The following is a 19,691-nucleotide window of genomic DNA, read 5'->3' on the forward strand; positions in this document are numbered from 1 at the left end:
ACATTATCCACAGAATAAACAAAAAGAAAAAGTCGCCCAAAAAGAAAAAGAACTACTACTAACTGTAACATGAAAACAGGACATTTTAACTTTGGTAAGAACCGGACATTTTAACTTTGGCTTGACAATTCCCTTAAATTATATTGACTTATAAGAGCTATATATGATAATATATCTCGGCTATGGCAAAGAGGAAGCCGAGACAGGTTGTTGTATATGCGCTCTTTAGAGTAGTTAGTTTTTTTATATATCTCCTACCTCTAAGATCAGGGCTAAAACTTGGGCAGTGTATAGGAAAAATAGCTTTTCTCTTTCTTAAGAAACAAAGGCGTATTGCGTTAGATAATCTTGAGTTTTCCCTCAGTGATTCCAGGATAGATAAATCCCTTATAGCGCGCCAGGTCTTTGAAAATCTAGGCAAGAATTTTGTAGAAGTAATATCACTTTCAAAATTCAATAAGGCCAATATAGACGCCTATATAAAGTGTAATGGTTTTGAATCTATCGAGAGACTTTTAAAGCAGGGCAAGGGCGGCATAGTATTATCAGCGCATTTTGGGAACTGGGAACTCATGGCGCACTATTTTGCGTTAAAGGGTTATAAGGTCAATGTTGTTGCGCGCCGCGTCAGGAATGAATTTTTCGAAAGATTTTTAGGTAAGGTCAGAAGGCAGCACGGCGTGAATGTTTTATATAGAGACGCGTCAGCAAAAGAAGTATTCGCTGTTTTAAAAAGAAATGAATTTATCGGCATGATGCCTGATCAGGACATGACAAATGTCTCAGGCGTGTTCGTGGATTTTTTTGACCGCAAGGCATATACGCCAAATGGCCCGGCAGTGCTTAATTTTTTAACAGGCACTCCAATAGTACCGTGTTTCATGGCGAGAAAAGGGTTTGGCCATGAGATTTTAGTTGGCCAGCCTATAGAATTACAAAAAACTGGTGATAAACAGAAAGATATTTTAGAAAATACACAGAGATACACAAGGGTGATAGAAGATCATGTTAGAAAATTTCCTTCACAATGGGTGTGGTTCCATGAGCGCTGGAAAACTAAAGAAAATAGTCATAGGTAGTGCGCTAGTTCTTGTTGCTGGCTTTTCTTTTGCGCAGGATGCTGACCAGGAAGTGGATGGGTTTTCGCTTGTGCAGTATGAGGATGGCGGAACGAAGCAGTGGAAGCTGAGCGGTAAATCAGCTGAGGTCAAGGACAATGAGATCAAGATAGATGAGGTCTCAGCCTTAAGCTATGGAAAAGAGGCAGCGCTTAAGTTAAAGGCAAAACAGGGAACATTTGATAGAGAAAAGAATCTAGTGACTCTGCAGGATGATGTCGTGGCCAAGAGTACAGATGGCACTACAATAACCTGTGACGGCCCACTGGAGATCAATTACAATAAGAACCGAGCTGCGTTTTTAAACAATGTAAAGGTAAAGGATTCTAAGGGTGATATTTTTGCGGATCGCATAGATGTGTATTTCAATGATGATACGCGCCGCGTGAGATGCGTAGTGGCAAGAGGTAACGTGCGGATAGTAAGCGGCGAGAACATTACTTATAGCGAGAAGGCAATATACTTAGTCAATCAGGGCCGCGTGATATTACCCAAGCGGTCAAAGCTGGTGATAAAAAGTGAAATCCCAAGATAGTAGCGAACATATACTGGAAATAAAAAACCTCACCAAGTCCTACGACGGCAAGCGTGTAGTGAACGGCGTGAATATAAAGATAAAAAGAGGTGAGGTCGTGGGGCTATTGGGCCCTAACGGCGCGGGAAAGACTACTACATTTTACATGGTGGTGGGCATGCTAAAGCCGGATCTAGGCGCGATAATATTTGATGGGAAAAATATCACGAAGCTGGCAATGTTTAAGCGCGCCAGAAGCGGCATTGGATATCTTTCGCAGGAGCCATCCATATTTAGAAAACTTAGCGTTGAAGAGAATATAATGGCAATACTGGAGACGCTGGATCTTCCGAGGACAGTTCGAAAAAAAAGACTCAAAGATCTTCTTGAGGAATTACATATTACTAACCTTGCAAAGAAAAAGGCGTATATGCTTTCAGGCGGTGAGAGACGCAGGCTCGAGATAACAAGGGCCTTGGTTACAAATCCATTGTTTATATTGCTGGATGAGCCGTTTAGCGGCATAGATCCGATCGCAGTGGCTGACGCGCAGGAGATCATCTCCGAACTAAGGGCAAAAGGGCTTGGCATTTTGCTGACAGATCACAATGTGCGAGAAACACTTGAAATAACAGACCGTTCGTATATAATGGCAGATGGACGTATTCTCATATCAGGGAATGCGGAAAAGTTAATCAACGACCCTAAAGCACGAGAAATATATTTGGGCGAAAAATTCAGGATGTGACATGAAATCTAATATTAAAAAACTCAAGAATTGCAAAAAGATAGTCGAGGTGAAACTCTCGGTTGAGAAGGTAAAAGACGAGCTCGAAAAAGTCTATAAGGGTATAGGTAAGGTCGCCAGTGTTCCTGGGTATAGAGTAGGAAAGGCGCCGCGGGATTTATTGGAACAGCATTATGCCAAGACCGCAAAAGAAGAGGCCCTGAAGAATCTTATCCCAGAGACCTATAGAAAGATTTTAGAAGAGCATAAGCTGGATCCCATAGGTTATCCTGAGGTAAGTGACGTAAAGATGGATTTAAAAGAAGGACTTTCTTATACAGCAAGTATTGAGACAAGGCCTGATTTTTCCTTGAGAAGCTATAAGGGCCTGAGATTGAAAAAGAAAAGCGTAGAGGTAAAAGAAGAAGACGTGCAGAAAAATCTAGAATCCTTGAGAGAGGCAAATGCTCAACAAGTGCCTAAGAAGGATGGCGAGGAAAAAGAAAAGGTAGTTCCGAAGCTGGATGATGAGTTTGCAAAGGATATGGGCTGCGAGAATCTGGAAAAATTAAAAGATGCCGTGCGGCAGTCTCTGAAGCAGAGGCTGGAACAGGATAGCGCGGCTGATCTAGAGGTGCAGATCATAAATCAGCTTGTTGAGGCTGTGAATTTCGAGGTGCCTGAGTCGCTGGTAAATGGCGAGAAGGAGAGACTCGTAAAAGATGCAAATTCCAGGATCGCGTACATGCAGGCTATTCAAAATAAACAAAATCCTGATAAGAAATTTACTTTGTCTGACAAGGATAAAAAGGAATTAGAGGAGAATGCAGGCAAACAGGCGCTGCGACAGGTAAAGGCATTTTTTATATTGGATAAGATCGCGCAGGCAGAGAAGATACAGCTGAAGCAGGAAGACATAGATAAGCGGATCGAGGAAATGGCTGTTCAGTACAAGAAATCAAAGGAAGAGGTTCGGAGTCATTTAGAAAAGAATCACATGCTGGACGAGATGGCAGTGAATATGCGTAACGCGAAGGTTATGGAGTCCTTGCTCAAGGAAGCGAAGGTATCTTAGAAAGAGACAAGAGACAAGGGGGTTTAGATGCTCCTTGTCCCATGTTCCTTGTCACTTGTCACTAAAAGTAAAAGGAGGTAGATATGTCAACATTAGTACCTATGGTAGTCGAGCAGTCGAGTCGAGGCGAGAGGGCGTATGATATCTATTCAAGGCTTTTAAAGGACAGGGTTATTTTTATAGGCGATGCGATAAATGATGTGATCGCGAATCTAGTGATAGCACAGTTACTTTTTCTCCAGCAGGAGGATGCTGACAGGGATATCAGCGTCTACATCAATAGCCCGGGCGGCGTCGTAACTGCAGGACTAGCTATCTATGACACGATGCAGTTCGTAAAGCCAGACATCTCCACGTATTGCATGGGCCAGGCAACCAGCATGGGCGCAGTGCTTCTCGCAGCAGGCACAAAAGATAAGCGCATAGCCTTGCCTAATTCTCGTGTGATGATACATCAGCCATGGGGCGGCGTGCAAGGCCAGGCATCAGACATAAACATACAGGCAAAGCAGATCCTTAATATGCGCGACAGGATCAACGATATACTCGCAAAGCACACAGGCCAGAAATTGGACAAGATCAAGAAAGATACAGATAGGGATTATTTCATGACTGCTGAAGAGGCACAGGAATACGGCATAGTCGACGAAGTAATCACCAGCGACAAGAAGCGCAAGAAAAAATAAATGGAGGTTACGTAAAGTTACGTAATGTTTCGTAAAGTTTCGTAAAGTTGCAAAAAGCCAATGTAACTTTACGCAACCTAGCGAAACTTAACGCAACCTCACGAAACCTTTAATTATGCATAAGGAGCAATAAACCATGAAGAACTACCTACTCACACCAGGGCCGACACCAGTGCCAGATGAGGTGCTTAGCGCAATGGCAAAACCTATAATACATCATCGCACTCCTCAGTTTCAGGCTATATTAAAGGAGACAGAGGAAGGCCTGCAGTATGTGTATGAGACAAAAGGCAAGGTGCTTATGTTTGCCTCGAGCGGCACAGGCGCAATGGAAGGCGCAGTAGCGAGTCTGCTTTCGCCAGGAGACAAGGCAATAGTTGTCAGAGGCGGAAAGTTCGGAGAGAGATGGGGCGAGCTGTGCGCTGCGTATGGCATAGAGTTTATTCCAATAGATGTTGAGTGGGGAAAAGCAGTTGATCCTCAGAAAATAAAAAAGATACTGGATAACGAATCACGGGCCAACGGGCCAACGGGCCACGGGTCACGAATAAAGGCTGTCTATGTTACGTTTTGCGAAACATCCACTGGTGTGGCAACTGACATAAAGGTAATTGCTGAGATTACCAAAAACAGTCAGGCTGTTTTAGTCGTGGATGCAATAAGCGCGCTTGGCGCAGTGGAGCTGAAGACTGACGAGTGGGGTATTGATGTTGTGATATCTGGCTCGCAAAAGGGTTTAATGATTCCGCCAGGACTGGCGTTTGTGAGTCTGAGCGAGAAGGCATTGGCCTTAGTTGAAAAATCAACACTTCCGAAATATTATTTTAATTTCAAGGCATACAAGAAGTCTATAGACAAAAACGATACACCATATACGCCTGCAGTGAACCTTATTATTGGTTTAAACGAGGCATTGAAGCTTATTAAAAAGGACGGACTTGCGAATGTAGTGGCTCGTCACAAAAAGCATGCTCAGGCTGTGCGAACTGCAATGGGAGCGCTGGGCCTCGAGCTTTTTGCGCCGGACGCGTATTCAGATGCAGTTACTTCGGTCAAGGCCCCAGAGGGCGTTGACAGCGCGAAACTCGTAAAGACAATGCGCGACAAATACGGCGTAGGTATTGCAGGAGGCCAGGCGCAGCTAAAAGGCAAGATCTTCCGCATTGCCACAATGGGCTATATCACTGCAGCTGATCTAAAGGTGTGCATCCAGACGTTGGAGACAGTACTTGCGGAAATGGGATATAAGTTTGAAAAAGGTGTTGGAGTAAAGGCACTTGAGAAAGGCCTGGCGAAGTAAAAGTTATCCACGCCTGTAGGCCAGGTTTAAACCTGGCCTACTTGAACAAGCAATCTAAGAGGAGAAATATATGTACAAGATTCTAATTAGCGATTCACTGGCGCAGGAAGGGATTGATATACTTAAGAAGGTGAAGGAGTTTAAGGTAGATGTGAAACTGAAACTCCCGCCAGACGAACTTAAAAAAATAATAAAGGACTATGACGCGCTTTTGGTGCGCAGCGGCACAAAGGCTACAAAAGATGTGATCGAAGCTGCCACTAAATTAAAGGTAATAGGGCGCGCAGGCGTTGGCCTCGACAATGTGGACCTCGCGGCTGCTTCAAAGCGCGGCATTATAGTCATGAATACGCCTGGCGGCAACACCATCTCTACTGCAGAGCACGCAATGTCTCTGATCCTTGCGCTTTCTCGCAATATACCTCAGGCAGACGCGTCTACAAAAAAGGGCCAATGGGAGCGGAAAAAGTTCATGGGTGTTGAGCTCTACGGAAAGGTCCTGGGGATTATTGGACTCGGCAGGATCGGCGCTGAGGTTGCCAAACGCGCGGCCTCATTCGGCATGAAGGTAATTGCGTATGACCCGTTCCTGTCATTGGATAAGGCCAAAGAGGCAGGCGTTGAATCAGTTGAAGTAAAAGATGTATTTAAAAGATCTGACTATATTACTGTGCATACGCCTTTGACAGACGAGACAAAACATATTATTGGCAAAAAGGCAATTGCCCAGATGAAGCAAGACGTGCGTATTATAAATTGCGCGAGGGGCGGCATAGTCGATGAGGTCGCGCTACTCGAAGGCATAAACAGCGGAAAGGTCGCTGGCGCAGCGCTTGACGTCTATGAAAAAGAACCGCCAAAAGAGAGCCCGCTTATTGGATGCGACAAGATGATCCTGACTCCGCACCTCGGAGCCTCCACTGAAGAGGCTCAGGTCAATGTGGCAATAGATATTGCCAATAGCGCCAGGGACGCGCTCCTTGGACGCGGAATAAAAAATGCGGTGAATGTGCCGTGCGTGGATCTCGAGCTTTACAAGATACTTCAGCCATATGTCGAACTTAGCGAAAAACTGGGATTATTCGTGGCACAGATAGCAGAAGGAAGGATTTCCCAGATCGATATAAAATATTCAGGTGATGTCGCGGGGCATAGCGTGTCTCCTCTAACAGTGGCGATCGTAAAAGGCGTGCTTACGCCCATACTGCAGGAGACAGTCAATTATGTAAATTCGCTTATTGTGGCGCGGGAACGCGGCATAAAAATAAAAGAATCAAAATCCATGGAGCTCGAGGAATACACGAGCCTTATCACGGTAGAGGTGACTACTGATAAAGGCAAGACATCTGTTTTAGGAACGATGTTTACAAAAAAGGATGCAAGGATCGTAAAGATCGACGAATTTCATGTAGATGCTATTCCTCAAGGGTACATGGTAGTTGCGCACAATGTAGATGTGCCAGGCATCATAGGTCAGATTGGTACTATCTTTGGAAAAAATAATATAAATATTGCGACAATGACGTTTGGCCGCGCAAAGCCAGGCGGCAGGACCCTGTCAGTATTGAATGTGGATAGCCCTGTATCTCAGAGCGTGCTCGAGGAGATAATAAAGGTAAAGAACATATTAGATGCAAAGCTGGTAAAACTATAGAGGTGTTTTATGAAAAAAAATAAGATCTACATTATTGATGTAACAAACAGGGACGGTGTGCAGACCTCTAGGCTGGGCCTGGCAAAGCTAGAGAAGACCATGATAAACATGCTGCTGAATGACATGGGTGTATTTGGCAGTGAGTTTGGTTTTCCTGTAACGCGCCACGAGACCAATTATCTAAATGCAAATCTCGAGCTTGCGCGCAAAGGCGTTTTAAAGCCTATTCTCCTGAATGGCTGGGTCAGGGCCATAAAGCAAGATGTACAGAAGGCGCTCGAGCTGACAGATATTGAAAATCTAAATCTTTCTATATCCACGTCTGAGCAGATGACGCGCGGGAAATTCCAGGGAAAAAAGACCAGGGATGATGTATTGAAGATGATGACAGGTGCTCTGGACTATGCGCGAAAGAAAAAGAAATTGAAAATAATTGGCGTAAACGCGGAAGATGCGTCCAGGACTGACCTGCCGTTTCTTATAAAATTCGCAAAGCTGGCCAGAGACCATGGCGCAGACAGGATCAGGTATTGCGATACGCTCGGCTACGACGACCCATTCACTATTTACAAAAGGGTAAGGGTGCTTGCAAGCGAGGTAAGACTTCCCATAGAGCTGCACTGTCACAATGATCTTGGTATGGTAACGGCATGCTCGATCGCAGGCGCAAAGGCAGCAGTCGATGCCGGGTGCGACGCGTATATAAATACGACTGTCAATGGCATGGGTGAGAGGGCTGGCAATGCGGACCTGGTGTCTGTGATACTCGCCCTTAAATACTCAAGCGGGTTCAAGGGAAAATATCCTCTTGACGAAAAGATCAAGCTGGGCCATGCGTGGAAGATCGCGAAGTACGCATCGTTTGCTTTTAATGTGCCTATACCTATAAATCAGCCAGGAGTTGGCGCAAATGCGTTTGCGCATGAATCAGGTATTCACGCGGACGGCGCCTTAAAAGACAGACGCAATTACGAACTCTATGATTTTGAGGAGCTCGGCAGGGGCGAGGCAGAAGTTGTTGAGACAGGCAGACAGATTACCGCGGGCGAATATAGCGGCATCAAGGGTTTTAGAAATGTCTACGAGAAGCTTGAAGTAAAGTTTAAGAATGACAAAGAGGCCACAAATATCCTTGAGCTCGTGCGATACGCTAATGTGCACACGCAGCAGCCTCTCACAAGCTACGAGCTTAAGTTCATAGCCAAGTATCCAGACATAGCAAAGCAGATATTTAAAGTAGATCCATAAACCCAAAGAGGAATTCTTATGCCGTGTACGATCGTAGTGGGCGCTCAGTGGGGAGATGAAGGTAAAGGTAAGATAATCGATATCCTTGCCGCTGATGCCGATGTTATAGTGCGTTATCAGGGCGGCAATAACGCGGGCCACACTGTAGTCGTGGGCGAGGACGAATTTATATTGCACCTTATTCCATCAGGGATCTTACATAAAGGAAAGACCTGTATTATTGGAAATGGTGTTGTTCTTGATCCAGAAGCGCTTTTAAAAGAGATCGAGATGCTCAGGCTAAAGGGCATTACAGTAGATGGTAATCTTCTCATAAGCGAGACTGCTCATGTAATATTTCCCTATCATAAGGTGATCGATAAGCGCCGTGGCGCAAGTATAGGCACCACAGGAAGGGGCATAGGCCCGTGTTACGTTGACAAGATGGCGCGTTGCGGCATACGCATGGCAGATCTGGTAAACAAGGATTCTTTAAAGAAGAAATTAAAGGCAAATCTGGAAGGCTCTTCAGAATTTAATTTTGAGAAAATCTATAATCAATATCTGGATTATGGCAAAGAGATAAAGAAGTTCTTGACGAACGTGCCGGTTGTTTTACACGAGGCAATCGCCAAGAAAAAGCGGATTTTGTTTGAAGGCGCGCAGGGTACACTTCTTGACATTGACCACGGCACATACCCGTATGTCACTTCTTCCAATTCCACTGCTGGCGGCGCATTGACAGGTACGGGTGTTGGCCCTACCAGGATAGACAAGGTCATAGGCGTTGTAAAGGCATATACGACCAGAGTCGGCGAGGGCCCGTTTCCAACGCAGTTCAAGGAAGACCTCCTGGAAAAGATCAGGAGCAAGGGTAAGGAGTTTGGCGCTACTACTGGCAGGCCGCGTAGGTGCGGCTGGTTTGACGCAGTGATTGTGCGTCACGCTGTGATCGTCAATGGCCTCAGTGAGATAACAGTGACAAAACTCGATGTGCTTGACGAGATGGAAAAGATAAAGATCTGCACAGCCTATAAATATAAAGGAAAGATATATAAAGATTTTCCTGCAGACATAGACGTATTGACAAATTGTGAACTTATTTACGAAGAACATGATGGCTGGATGCAGGACATTACTTCTGTAAAAAAATACAAGGACTTACCAAAGAACGCAAAGGCCTATCTGGAACGCCTGTCAGAACTTCTGCAGGTTAAAATAGGTATAGTTTCAGTAGGCTCAAAGCGTAGTCAGGCATTCAGAATCGATTAGTCTGTTCAAAAAAGCCGAGGCTGGACCTCGGCTTTTTTGAAAATAGGAGGGGATAAATGTTATTTCTTGTACCTATCGGGTCTTTAATCGCGATAATTTTTGCAATTTTTCTTATATGTAAGATAATGCGGCAGGATGAGGGCACGCCCGAGATGAAGCAGATCGCTGGCTGGGTAAGAGAGGGCGCTTACGCGTATATAAAGAGACAATATTTAGTAGTTGGTCTATTTTTCGCAGTCGTATTCTGCGTCTTATTTTTTCTGTATCTCAGGGGATACCTTATAATATTCGTGCCATTCGCGTTTTTGACAGGTGGGTTTTTCTCAGGGCTTTGCGGGTTTATCGGCATGGCTGTGGCCACACGCGCGTCAAGCCGCACGACTAACGCAGCGCGTACCAGCTTAAACGGCGCGCTTAGCATCGCGTTCTCGAGCGGCGCAGTCATGGGTCTCATGGTCGTGGGACTCGGACTCCTGGACCTGAGTATATGGTATTATTTTCTTGACTGGTACTATCGCGGGCTCGAAGAAGCAGTCAGGATCCAGCATATTACCAGCACGATGCTGAACTTCGGCATGGGCGCAAGCTTCATGGCGCTATTCGCGCGAGTTGGCGGCGGCATCTTTACTAAGGCCGCAGACGTGGGCGCGGACCTTGTGGGCAAGATCGAGGCTGGCATACCTGAAGACGACCCGCGCAACCCCGCTGTGATCGCGGACAATGTCGGCGACAATGTCGGTGATGTCGCAGGCATGGGCGCGGATCTTTACGAGTCTTACGTTGGCTCCATAGTCGCGACTATGGCATTGGGCGCTGCTGCGTTCGTGAGTTACGGACAGAGCCTTAAAGGTATCACTGTGCCTCTTGTCATGGCAGCTGTGGGAGTTATCGCGAGTGTCATAGGCACGCTTTTTGTGCGCTCAGGTGAGAAGGCAGATCAGAACGAGCTTCTCATGGCCTTGCGGAAAGGAGTGTTTACGAGTGCCGCTTTAGTCGCAGTCAGTTCATATTTTGTTATAAAATTTATACTCGGCATAGAATTTATAGGTGTGTACTGGGCAGTTCTTTCAGGCCTCCTGGCCGGCATCATAATGGGCCTCTCAACAGAATTTTTCACTTCAGATAAATATTCACCTACTCGCACAGTGGCCAAATCCTCAGCTACAGGCCCAGCCACAGTAATCATAAGCGGACTCTCAGTCGGCATGATCTCTACAGTAATCCCTGTGGTAGTGGTGGCGATCGCAATACTGGCAAGTTTTTATCTTTCAGGCGGCGCAAAGGATTTTAATCTCGGGCTCTATGGCGTGGGCATATCTGCTGTGGGCATGCTCTCTACGCTGGGCATTACGCTTGCTACAGATGCATACGGACCTGTAGCAGACAATGCAGGCGGCAATGCAGAGATGTCTCACCAGCCTCCAGAGGTGCGGCAGCGTACAGATGCCTTAGACACCTTGGGCAATACAACTGCAGCCACAGGCAAGGGTTTTGCGATCGGTTCTGCAGCGCTTTCAGCCTTGGCATTGATAGCTGCATATAGAGCGCACCTTCATATACTCGGTAAGTCTGTAAACACAGATCTTATGAACCCGCGGCTTTTAGCAGGACTTTTTATAGGAGGCATGCTTCCATTTGCATTTTGCTCGCTTACAATGAGCGCGGTTGGCAGGGCTGCATCAGGTGTTGTAATGGAGGTAAGGAGGCAATTTAGAGAGATAAAGGGACTTATGGAAGGAAAAGAAAAACCAGATTATGCAAAGTGCGTTAGTATTGTCACTGCCAGCGCCCAGAAGGAAATGATACTTCCTTCACTTTTGGCAATACTTGCGCCTATCGTGGTCGGACTTCTAATGGGGATCGAGGCAGGTATAGGCCTTTTAGTGGGAGCGCTGATCACAGGCTTTGTACTCGCGATCATGATGGCAAATTCAGGCGGCGCATGGGACAATGCGAAAAAATATATTGAAAGAGGCCATGAAGGCGGAAAGGGCTCTATTGGTCACAAAGCCGCAGTGGTTGGCGACACAGTGGGTGATCCATTCAAAGACACCTCAGGACCGTCTTTAAACATCCTGATAAAATTGATGTCCATGGTCTCGATCGTATTTGCATCATTTATAATATCGAATACACTGTTCAAATAAGTTTAGGTTCTTCTTCTGTCTCTGTAGGCCAGGTTTAAACCTGGCCTACAGAGACAGTTAAGCGAAAAGGCTTGACTTTACATAGGTACAGTATTATTATTAAAGAAAAATATAGGGGGTATAATATGTTCAATAGAAAAGGGTTATGTTGTTTGGTTTTGTGTCTGATTTCGCTTTCTCTTGTGTTTTCCGGATGCTCAGTGACTATCCAGAAGGGCCGTCGCAGCGATATGGAAAAGATAGAGTCGCTTGAGTACGAGATCGAGGCATTGAATGCCAGACTCGCGCAGCTCCAGCAGGCAAAGGATGGCGAGATCTCAGAGCTTGGCAATGCCAAGAAACTCCTGGAAAAACAATTGAAAAGAGAGATAGGCGATAAAGAGGTGCGCCTGGAAATGGCTGAGAAGGGCCTTGCCATTATATTTTTATCAGAGGTGCTTTTTGATTCTGGAAAGACAGACATAAAAGAAGCAGCTAATCCTTCACTGAACAAGGTCGCCAAGGTGCTCAAGGAAAATCTGCCAGGCCGGGAAATAGGCATAAGCGGACACACAGATAATGAGCCAATAAAATATTCTGGATGGAAATCAAACTGGGAGCTTTCCACTGCAAGGGCAACAAGTGTCCTGCATTATCTGGTAGACGAAAGAGGTGTTGCACCTGAAAAAGTCTCTGCTACGGGTCATGGCAAATATAAACCAACCGAGTCAAATGATACACCTGAGGGCCAGAGGCAGAACAGACGCGTTGAGATAACAATACTTCCAAAGAACATGGAGAAGATCCAGGCAGACATGGATAAGATCGCAGAGAGAAAAAGAAAGATCCAAAGACGTCTTAGAAAGTATAAGAAATAAAACTGGGGGTGGGCATGGATAAGAATAAACTTTATTTGATCGCAGCGCCAGCAGTGGTGAGCCTTATTTGCATTGTCCTTGCGGTAAATGCAACGAGTTTGGGATCACAGCTAAATACTGAGAGGGCTAAGGCAGCAGGGCTTAATACGCAGGTGATCAGTTTAGGGACGCAGTTGGCTAGTCAAGCTGGTCAGGCAGGGATGATCAATGATCTGCAGGGTTCTTTAGACGCTGCCAGGAGAGACGCGGATGCTGCGAGGGGAGAGCTGGACGCTGCAAGGAGAGAAGTAGAGGGTTTAAGGGCAGCTAATTCTAACCTTGAGGTAAGGCTTAGCGCGCAAGCAGTAGCACCTGTTCTTGCAGCAGAATAGCGGCATAGAATAATCTTTATGAATCGTGAAGGGGGACAGCGACCATTTTTCTTAGAGAAAAATGGTCGCTGTCCCCCTCCCTTTAAATGACGACACAAATACCACAGCATATCGCTATAATAATGGATGGGAATGGCCGTTGGGCCAAGAAAAGAGGCCTTCCTAAGATATTTGGCCACACCCAAGGCGTGGAATCTGTAAAAAACATAACCAAGGCCTGCGTAAAGTTCAAAGTCAAATACCTCACGCTCTACGCGTTTTCTATGGAAAACTGGCAGCGGCCAAAGAATGAAGTCATGAAACTCTTTGGTCTATTGGAAAATTTTTTAAAGAGAGAGATGGCCCTCTTTCATGATAACAATGCGAGGCTACGCATAATAGGAGACCGCTCCAGGATCGAGCCAGCGATAAGGAAAATAATAGAGACTGCTGAGAAAGATACAGCTGGTTACACAGGACTTGTTTTAAATATTGCGCTGAGTTATAGTTCAAGGCAGGAGATAGTCAGCGCTGTAAAGGCCATATCAGAAGATGTAAAAAGGGGCGAACTGGATCCATCCAAGATAGATGAAGCCCTTTTTTCCACATACCTTTATACCAGGGACTGTCCTGACCCGGATCTTTTGATACGCACGAGTGGCGAGATGCGGGTGTCAAATTTTATGTTGTGGCAGATATCTTACAGTGAGATTTATGTTACTGAAAAACTCTGGCCAGATTTTGGCGAGAAAGATCTGAAGAAGGCAATAGAAGAATATAGTAAAAGAGAAAGAAGGTTCGGTAAATAATGCTCAAAAAACGCACGATCACTTCAATGGTTCCAATTTCCATAGCCATCATCACCATATTTTTCTTGCCCTTACTGGCCTTTAGCATAGTTGCGTCAATATTCATTGGACTTGGCCTTTACGAATTTTTCAGACTAGATCCCAGAAATATCTTTCCTAAAAGTTTTATGTACCTTGGCATGTTCTCGGGAATCGCACTTCCTTATATCACGCATTTTTTTAGACCTGCAGGGGGACTGTGGGAGGCGTTGTTTTTTATCGTAGTGCTCATCTCACTTTTTATCATACAGTTTACAAGAAAAGAAAACCAGAATGCAGTGACATTGATCGCGCTGACGCTATTCGGCATATTTTATGTAGGATGGTTTTTTACATTCCTTGTAAAGATACGATTCTTAGAAGACGGCTATAAGCTGGTAGCGTATTTATTGCTCGTAACAAAGGCAGGAGATATCGGCGCGTACCTGGTAGGTTCAAAGTTCGGGAAACATGCCCTTATCCCTAGGATAAGTCCAAAAAAGTCAGTAGAGGGCGCAGTGGGCGGATTTTTATTCAGCATACTGTTTGCCGTAATTAGCAGGGATTATCTGGTTAGCTGGATGTCGTTAGGAGCTATATTGACAAGCGGTATATTAATAGGTATATTTGCCCAGCTCGGAGACTTGGCCGAGAGTCTCATGAAGCGGGATTACCAGGTAAAAGACTCAAGTCCTTTTTTTCCAGGTTTAGGAGGCATGCTCGATGTAATCGACAGCATCCTTTTTACCGCGCCCATATTTTATATTTATTTAAACATCATTATGTAACTCTTGCACACCGCGTATCTCCGTAGGCCAGGTTTAAACCTGGCCTACGGAGATACGCGGCGGAAGAGGTTTGAATGCAAAAAATAGCAGTCTTAGGTTCAACAGGTTCAATAGGCACAAGTACGCTGGATGTGATTTCCAGGTTTCCGGATAGGTTTCGCGTGGCCTGCCTTTCAACGAATTCCAATGCGAGCTTACTGGCTAAGCAGGCAAAGAGATTTAAGCCAAAGGCCACATGCGTAGTTAATGAAAAAGGCATTAAAGGGCTATGTAAGATGCTGGAAGATGTAAAAGTGGATACAGTTGTCGTTGCCATAGTCGGCTCGTCAGCGCTTTTGCCAATATTAACCGCGCTGGATAAAGTAAAAAGGATAGCGCTTGCCAATAAAGAGGCACTTGTCATGGCAGGCAGCATCATCATGAAGAAGGCGAAAAAGAAAAATGTAGAGATAATGCCTGTAGACAGCGAGCACAGCGCGATCTTTCAATGTATCGCCTCTAATGATACGCGCCAGATAAAAAATATATGCCTTACAGGTTCAGGCGGGCCGCTGCTTAATACTTCAAAGAAAAAATTTAAAGGCATTACGCCTCGCCAGGCAGTAAACCACCCAAAATGGAAGATGGGGAAAAAGATCTCTGTGGATTCAGCGACTATGATGAATAAAGGGCTTGAGGTGATTGAGGCGCATCATCTTTTTAGCCTGGATGTCAATAGAATCAAGGTATTGATCCACCCTGAGACAGTCGTGCATTCAATGGTAGAATTTATCGACGGGTCTATACTGGCGCAAATGGGGAGGTGCGATATGCGGATCCCGATCCAATACGCACTTACATATCCTTCCAGGGCTAGTTCGTCTGTAAAAGAGATCTCATTTTCTAAACTTGGCGCGCTACATTTTCAGCAGCCTGATTTCAAGAGATTTCCGTGTCTTGAGATCGCGTATGAGGCTGGTGAGCGCGGCAACACATACCCGTGTGTTTTAAATGCAGCGAATGAAGTAGCGGTAGGAGAGTTTCTTAAAGGTAGGATAAGGTTTACTGATATACCGAGGCTGATAGAAAAAGTTTTAAATGCGCACAAGGCCGTAAAGAATCCAGGATTAAAAGATATATTAGAAGTGGATACATGGGCGCGCGCTAAAGCAAAGGAGGTCCAGCGATTAGTTTTATAATTCTTCTTGGTATTTTGGTTGTCGTGCATGAATTCGGGCATTTTATTGTCGCTAAAAAGACTGGCGTGCGCGTGGAAAAATTTTCCATTGGATTTGGACCAGAGATATTCGGATTTACAAAAGGCGGAACCAGGTACGCGGTCTCTTTAATACCTCTGGGCGGCTATGTAAAGCTCGCAGGAGAGACAGAGGCTGAGGCCAGAAAAGGCGAGAAATGGGAGTATATGTCCCGCTCAGTCGGAGAGCGCGCGAGGATAATCTTTGCAGGGCCACTTTTGAATTACGTGCTGGCATTTTTTATTTTTTCATTTGTCTTTATTGCTGGTTCACCTACGTTGACTGCTACCATAGGAGGCGTGGTGCCGGATTATCCTGCTGAAGCAGCAGGCATAAAAGAAGGGGATAAGATCCTAGAGATAAATGGCGAGAGCATTAGTTACTGGGATGATGTAACGCGCATTATCCATACAAATAGAGAATCTCGGATCGAACTTGTTATTGAAAGAGACAATAGATTAATAGATCTGACAGTTGAGCCAAAGTCTGAAGACCTTAAGACCATATTTGGTTCAAAGAAAAGAGTGGGTTTGATAGGTATTCGCCCGGCAGATGAAATAGTATATGTGAAGTATGGATTTATAGAATCATTTTACATGGGTGCTAAGAAATTATCTACACTTACCTATATTACATATCGGGCATTGTGGGCTATTGTTACAGGAGCAGTTGCTTTTAAGGACTCAGTAACAGGACCAGTAGGGATTTTTTACATGACAGGACAGGCAGCGAAATTAGGAGTCGTTTATTTTTTACAGCTGATGGGAGTAATAAGCGCGTCTTTAGCCATATTTAATCTTTTGCCAGTGCCGGTCCTGGACGGCGGGCATCTTTTATTCCTTGCAATAGAAAAGGTGCGCAGAAAACCACTTTCATGTAAGCTGCAGGAAAATATAGCGCAGGTAGGCCTCGTATTATTATTGTGCCTAATGGCATTTGTCTTCTACAGCGACTTCATGCGCTTTGGCATATTCGAAAAGGTCTTAGGATTTTTTGGTAAATAAAATGACTAGTCCCTGTAGGCCAGGTTTAAACCTGGCCTACAGGGAGGGAAGAGGAGCCTTGACAGGTCTAAATTTATATGACTAAACAGATTAAGGTTGGAAAAGTTAAGATTGGCAAGGGCGCGCCGATTGTGATCCAGTCAATGGCTAAGGCTGACACAAAGGATGTTCGTGCGACTGTTAAGCAGATCAGGCAGCTGGAGAAGGCCGGCTGTGAGATAGTGCGTGTTGCTGTGAAAGATTTTGAGGCAGCAGCAGCTATAAAGCAGATCAAAAAGCGCATAAAGGTCCCGCTGGTCGCAGATATACATTTTGATCATCGCCTGGCACTTTTGGCGATTCAGAATGGCGCAGACAAGATACGATTGAACCCCGGGAACATACATAAAGAGGAACAGATCATAGAGGTGGCAAAGGCGGCAAAGAGGGCGCGAGTAGCGATCAGGGTAGGCGTGAATTCAGGATCAGTTAAGGGCGGAATGGTAAAGTCAGCTTTGGATTACATAAAAATCTTGGAGAAAGCCAAGTTTTACGATATAATAGTGTCATTAAAGGCGTCAGATGTAGTAATGACTATTAAGGCATACAGGGAGTTTTCGCGAAAGTCAAAATATCCGCTTCACCTGGGTATTACAGCAGCTGGTCCTGTTTCAACAGGCCTTGTGAAGTCTTCTATAGGTATAGGCGCGCTGCTCTTAGAGGGCATAGGAGATACGATCAGGGTTTCGCTTACTGCAGACCCTTGCGAAGAAGTAATAGCAGCAAAGAATATCTTGCAGGCGCTTGGTTTGAGGCGCTTTGGGCCAGAGATAATTTCGTGCCCGACCTGCGGCAGGTGCCAGGTGGACTTGCAGAGCATAGTTAAGGAAGTCGAAGATTACATTACACATTACACATTACACATTACACAAACGCGTTGGCCCAAGATAGCAATAATGGGTTGTGAAGTGAATGGGCCGGGTGAAGCAAAGGATGCGGATATTGGCATTGCCTGCGGCAAGAAATCAGGTGTAATCTTTAAAAAAGGCAAAGTTATAAAAAGGGTAAAGGAAAAAAATATAGTAAAGGAGCTGTTAAAAAAGATATGAGGTGGAGTAAGTATTTTATACCAACTTTAAAAGAAGTTCCTAGTGAGGCTGAGGCTGTGAGTCATAGGCTTATGATTCGTGCTGGTTTGATTCGTAAGCTTGCTTCAGGCGCGTACACGTATCTTCCGCTTGGCCTTAGGGTGCTGAAAAAGGTTGAGGCTATTATTCGTGAGGAAATGGATGCGAAGGGCGCGCTAGAACTATTTCTACCGTCGTTGCAGCCAGTTGAGCTTTGGCACCAGTCAGGTAGATACAAGGATCTTGGAGAGGACCTGATTAAATTTAAGGACAGGCACAATCGCACAATGGTGTTTGGCCCAACACATGAAGAGGTTATTACAGATCTTGTACGGTCTAATATAAAGTCCTACCGCCAGCTTCCTATAACACTCTACCAGATCCAGACTAAATTTAGAGATGAGGTACGGCCTCGATTCGGCGTGATACGAAGCCGAGAGTTTATTATGAAAGATGCGTATAGCTTTGATAGGGACAATGCCGGGCTTGACGCGAGCTACAAAAAGATGTATGAGGCTTACGAGACGATTTTCAAGCGCTGCGGCTTGCGTGCGCTAGCAGTTGACGCAGACACTGGCGTAATGGGCGGGGATGTATCGCATGAGTTTATGGTGCTTGCGGAGAGCGGAGAGGATTTACTTGCGTATTGCTTAGCTTGCGGGTATGCGGCAAGCATAGATGTAGCAGCAGTTGGTCGAGGCGAAACCTCCGCCATGCTTAAGCATGGCGGAGGTTTCGCCTCCGTCACTTTAAAAGAGGTGGATACTCTTGGAGTTTCAACTATTGAGAAAGTCAGCGCCTTATTAAAGGTTAAGCCTGAGGAGATGGTGAAGACGCTTGTGTATGTGGCGGATGAAGAGCCTGTTGCGATTTTGATTCGCGGTGACCACGAAGCAAATGAGGCAAAGATCAAGAAATTTCTTAAATGCGCAAAGCTAGAAATGGCAGGAGAGGATGTTATTAAAAAAGCCACTGGCGGACCAATAGGCTTTTCAGGGCCAGTTGGCATTAAAATAAGGATCATAGCTGATCACTCTATTAAAGGTATAGCTAATTTTGTTGCAGGCGCAAATAAGAAGGATAAACACCTTATAAATGTAAACCTTGACCGTGATTTCAAGGTAAAAGAATGGGCAGATTTGCGCATGATTACAGAGAAAGACAAGTGCCCCAAGTGCAATAAACCCATAAAACTAGAGCATGCCATTGAAATGGGCCATGTGTTTAAGCTTGGCCTGAAATACTCCAAGGCAATGAAGGCAGAATTTCTGGATGAGGATGGAAAGCTAAAGCCAGCAGTAATGGGCTGCTATGGTATAGGTGTAAATCGCATAATCGCAGCTGCAATAGAGTTAAATAACGACAAAAAAGGCATAATCTGGCCAAAGCCCATTGCACCATTCCAGGTAATCGTAATACCTTTAAATTATGACAAGGAAAATGTCCGCAAAGTCGCAGACCAAGTGTATAGCGACTTACAAAAGAAGGGCATAGAGGTGCTCTTAGACGACAGAAACGAGTCCGCAGGCATCAAATTCAACGACGCTGAACTAATCGGCATACCTTATCAAGTGGTAATAGGAGAAAGGGCCCTTAAGAAAGGAGTAGTAGAAGTAAAAAACAGAAAAACCGCTAAGATTCAAGAGATCAAGCCAAAGGATATCAAGGATATTATCCCCACCTTAACCTGACAAATTTGTCACAATATGCGCTTGACAAGAAAACGTTTTTATGCTAAACTTATACTAGTTGAATAGTTTATAAATATATTATAAAATGCTATATATAACCTATGTATAACACA

At 45.0% G+C, this 19,691-nt stretch carries 18 protein-coding genes; all 18 read left to right on the top strand.

Translation table 11 applies throughout. The annotated features are described in order from the left end of the window. Nucleotides 1-182 precede the first annotated feature (182 nt). The 18 genes from P9L93_00595 (at nt 183) to P9L93_00680 (ending at nt 19,578) form a co-directional block, all read left to right on the top strand. Nucleotides 183-1,079: a lysophospholipid acyltransferase family protein gene (locus tag P9L93_00595; GenBank protein MDP8229583.1), complete on the top strand. Its 897-nt coding sequence runs from the start codon at nt 183-185 to the stop codon at nt 1,077-1,079. Beyond that, the gene (gene lptC / locus P9L93_00600; protein MDP8229584.1) at nt 1,042-1,653 is read left to right on the top strand and encodes an LPS export ABC transporter periplasmic protein LptC; all 612 of its coding nucleotides are present in this window, start codon (nt 1,042-1,044) and stop codon (nt 1,651-1,653) included. The genes P9L93_00595 and lptC overlap by 38 nt, the downstream gene beginning before the upstream one ends. Next, nucleotides 1,637-2,380, top strand: a complete 744-nt coding sequence (lptB, locus tag P9L93_00605; protein MDP8229585.1) for an LPS export ABC transporter ATP-binding protein — start codon at nt 1,637-1,639, stop codon at nt 2,378-2,380. The genes lptC and lptB overlap by 17 nt, the downstream gene beginning before the upstream one ends. Before the next feature lies 1 nt (nt 2,381). After that, nucleotides 2,382-3,434 carry a trigger factor gene (locus P9L93_00610; GenBank protein ID MDP8229586.1) on the top strand — a complete coding sequence of 351 codons (1,053 nt, stop codon included), beginning with the start codon at nt 2,382-2,384 and terminating at the stop codon, nt 3,432-3,434. 83 nt (nt 3,435-3,517) lie between these two features. Next, a complete protein-coding gene (gene clpP, locus P9L93_00615; protein ID MDP8229587.1) occupies nt 3,518-4,120 on the top strand; it encodes an ATP-dependent Clp endopeptidase proteolytic subunit ClpP in 603 nt (200 codons plus the stop codon). 136 nt (nt 4,121-4,256) lie between these two features. After that, nucleotides 4,257-5,420, top strand: a complete 1,164-nt coding sequence (locus P9L93_00620; GenBank protein ID MDP8229588.1) for an alanine--glyoxylate aminotransferase family protein — start codon at nt 4,257-4,259, stop codon at nt 5,418-5,420. 70 nt (nt 5,421-5,490) lie between these two features. Continuing rightward, entirely contained in the window at nt 5,491-7,074 is a 1,584-nt protein-coding gene (gene serA / locus P9L93_00625) for a phosphoglycerate dehydrogenase (protein ID MDP8229589.1), read from the top strand. Nucleotides 7,075-7,083: 9 nt separating this feature from the next. Beyond that, nucleotides 7,084-8,322 carry a homocitrate synthase gene (locus tag P9L93_00630; GenBank protein ID MDP8229590.1) on the top strand — a complete coding sequence of 413 codons (1,239 nt, stop codon included), beginning with the start codon at nt 7,084-7,086 and terminating at the stop codon, nt 8,320-8,322. Nucleotides 8,323-8,340: 18 nt separating this feature from the next. After that, nucleotides 8,341-9,573, top strand: a complete 1,233-nt coding sequence (locus P9L93_00635) for an adenylosuccinate synthase (GenBank protein MDP8229591.1) — start codon at nt 8,341-8,343, stop codon at nt 9,571-9,573. A gap of 56 nt (nt 9,574-9,629) precedes the next feature. Continuing rightward, the gene (locus tag P9L93_00640; protein ID MDP8229592.1) at nt 9,630-11,720 is read left to right on the top strand and encodes a sodium-translocating pyrophosphatase; all 2,091 of its coding nucleotides are present in this window, start codon (nt 9,630-9,632) and stop codon (nt 11,718-11,720) included. A gap of 125 nt (nt 11,721-11,845) precedes the next feature. Further along, on the top strand, nt 11,846-12,577 hold the full coding sequence (locus P9L93_00645) for an OmpA family protein (protein MDP8229593.1): 732 nt from the start codon (nt 11,846-11,848) through the stop codon (nt 12,575-12,577). Nucleotides 12,578-12,591: 14 nt separating this feature from the next. Next, nucleotides 12,592-12,948, top strand: a complete 357-nt coding sequence (locus tag P9L93_00650) for a hypothetical protein (protein MDP8229594.1) — start codon at nt 12,592-12,594, stop codon at nt 12,946-12,948. A gap of 86 nt (nt 12,949-13,034) precedes the next feature. After that, nucleotides 13,035-13,736 carry an isoprenyl transferase gene (locus P9L93_00655; GenBank protein MDP8229595.1) on the top strand — a complete coding sequence of 234 codons (702 nt, stop codon included), beginning with the start codon at nt 13,035-13,037 and terminating at the stop codon, nt 13,734-13,736. Continuing rightward, a complete protein-coding gene (locus P9L93_00660; protein ID MDP8229596.1) occupies nt 13,736-14,542 on the top strand; it encodes a phosphatidate cytidylyltransferase in 807 nt (268 codons plus the stop codon). Before P9L93_00655 ends, P9L93_00660 begins: the two co-directional genes overlap by 1 nt. 74 nt (nt 14,543-14,616) lie before the next feature. Beyond that, a complete protein-coding gene (locus tag P9L93_00665; protein ID MDP8229597.1) occupies nt 14,617-15,720 on the top strand; it encodes a 1-deoxy-D-xylulose-5-phosphate reductoisomerase in 1,104 nt (367 codons plus the stop codon). Between the two features lie 23 nt (nt 15,721-15,743). Continuing rightward, nucleotides 15,744-16,781: an RIP metalloprotease RseP gene (gene rseP, locus P9L93_00670; GenBank protein ID MDP8229598.1), complete on the top strand. Its 1,038-nt coding sequence runs from the start codon at nt 15,744-15,746 to the stop codon at nt 16,779-16,781. Between the two features lie 77 nt (nt 16,782-16,858). After that, nucleotides 16,859-17,869, top strand: coding sequence for a flavodoxin-dependent (E)-4-hydroxy-3-methylbut-2-enyl-diphosphate synthase (gene ispG / locus P9L93_00675; GenBank protein ID MDP8229599.1), 1,011 nt, complete (start codon nt 16,859-16,861; stop codon nt 17,867-17,869). Next, nucleotides 17,866-19,578, top strand: a complete 1,713-nt coding sequence (locus P9L93_00680; protein MDP8229600.1) for a proline--tRNA ligase — start codon at nt 17,866-17,868, stop codon at nt 19,576-19,578. The genes ispG and P9L93_00680 overlap by 4 nt, the downstream gene beginning before the upstream one ends. The last annotated feature ends 113 nt before the right edge of the window (nt 19,579-19,691 follow it).

Origin of the sequence: Candidatus Gorgyraea atricola (assembly GCA_030765235.1) — a bacterium.
Classification (GTDB): Bacteria; Omnitrophota; Gorgyraeia; order Gorgyraeales; family Gorgyraeaceae; genus Gorgyraea; species Gorgyraea atricola.

What these genes read in the sequence shown, in the direction of transcription:
- P9L93_00660 (MDP8229596.1), top strand. Translation starts at nt 13,736, where the DNA reads ATGCTCAAAAAACGCACGATCACTTCAATGGTTCCAATTTCCATAGCC.
- P9L93_00610 (MDP8229586.1), top strand. Translation starts at nt 2,382, where the DNA reads ATGAAATCTAATATTAAAAAACTCAAGAATTGCAAAAAGATAGTCGAG.
- P9L93_00635 (MDP8229591.1), top strand. Translation starts at nt 8,341, where the DNA reads ATGCCGTGTACGATCGTAGTGGGCGCTCAGTGGGGAGATGAAGGTAAA.
- P9L93_00665 (MDP8229597.1), top strand. Translation starts at nt 14,617, where the DNA reads ATGCAAAAAATAGCAGTCTTAGGTTCAACAGGTTCAATAGGCACAAGT.
- P9L93_00680 (MDP8229600.1), top strand. Translation starts at nt 17,866, where the DNA reads ATGAGGTGGAGTAAGTATTTTATACCAACTTTAAAAGAAGTTCCTAGT.
- P9L93_00630 (MDP8229590.1), top strand. Translation starts at nt 7,084, where the DNA reads ATGAAAAAAAATAAGATCTACATTATTGATGTAACAAACAGGGACGGT.
- P9L93_00595 (MDP8229583.1), top strand. Translation starts at nt 183, where the DNA reads ATGGCAAAGAGGAAGCCGAGACAGGTTGTTGTATATGCGCTCTTTAGA.
- lptC (MDP8229584.1), top strand. Translation starts at nt 1,042, where the DNA reads ATGAGCGCTGGAAAACTAAAGAAAATAGTCATAGGTAGTGCGCTAGTT.
- ispG (MDP8229599.1), top strand. Translation starts at nt 16,859, where the DNA reads ATGACTAAACAGATTAAGGTTGGAAAAGTTAAGATTGGCAAGGGCGCG.
- serA (MDP8229589.1), top strand. Translation starts at nt 5,491, where the DNA reads ATGTACAAGATTCTAATTAGCGATTCACTGGCGCAGGAAGGGATTGAT.
- P9L93_00645 (MDP8229593.1), top strand. Translation starts at nt 11,846, where the DNA reads ATGTTCAATAGAAAAGGGTTATGTTGTTTGGTTTTGTGTCTGATTTCG.
- P9L93_00620 (MDP8229588.1), top strand. Translation starts at nt 4,257, where the DNA reads ATGAAGAACTACCTACTCACACCAGGGCCGACACCAGTGCCAGATGAG.
- P9L93_00650 (MDP8229594.1), top strand. Translation starts at nt 12,592, where the DNA reads ATGGATAAGAATAAACTTTATTTGATCGCAGCGCCAGCAGTGGTGAGC.
- P9L93_00655 (MDP8229595.1), top strand. Translation starts at nt 13,035, where the DNA reads ATGACGACACAAATACCACAGCATATCGCTATAATAATGGATGGGAAT.
- clpP (MDP8229587.1), top strand. Translation starts at nt 3,518, where the DNA reads ATGTCAACATTAGTACCTATGGTAGTCGAGCAGTCGAGTCGAGGCGAG.
- P9L93_00640 (MDP8229592.1), top strand. Translation starts at nt 9,630, where the DNA reads ATGTTATTTCTTGTACCTATCGGGTCTTTAATCGCGATAATTTTTGCA.